The sequence below is a fragment of the Pseudoalteromonas sp. GW168-MNA-CIBAN-0100 genome (assembly GCF_040309225.1).
Taxonomy (GTDB): domain Bacteria; phylum Pseudomonadota; class Gammaproteobacteria; order Enterobacterales; family Alteromonadaceae; genus Pseudoalteromonas; species Pseudoalteromonas arctica.
In genome coordinates, this window is sequence record NZ_JBEOOL010000913.1 from 1 (window position 1) to 247 (window position 247).

Below are 247 nucleotides of genomic sequence, written 5' to 3' on the forward strand. Positions count from 1 at the left end.
CCGCTGTATTTATTAGCCAGTGCATCGACTAGTTGCTGATGCAGGCCATTAAAACTACCATTGCTCATTATTAAAATATGTTGATTAGCTGCTATATTATCAAGTACGGTATCAATAATTACCTGGGTACTGGTAAAACACTGCATACCGGCTGTAGCCGCTTGTTCGCTCAGCGACCAGCTTAGGTTTTCTGGCTCAAAAAGCAGTACCTCATCGGCATCACTCAACGAGGCAAGCAATGTATGTT

1 pseudogene is annotated in these 247 nt (G+C 42.9%); it reads right to left on the reverse strand.

The annotated features are described in order from the left end of the window. Window positions 1–247, reverse strand: a pseudogene (locus AAEY62_RS23980) (UDP-N-acetylmuramate:L-alanyl-gamma-D-glutamyl-meso-diaminopimelate ligase); the annotation flags it as partial.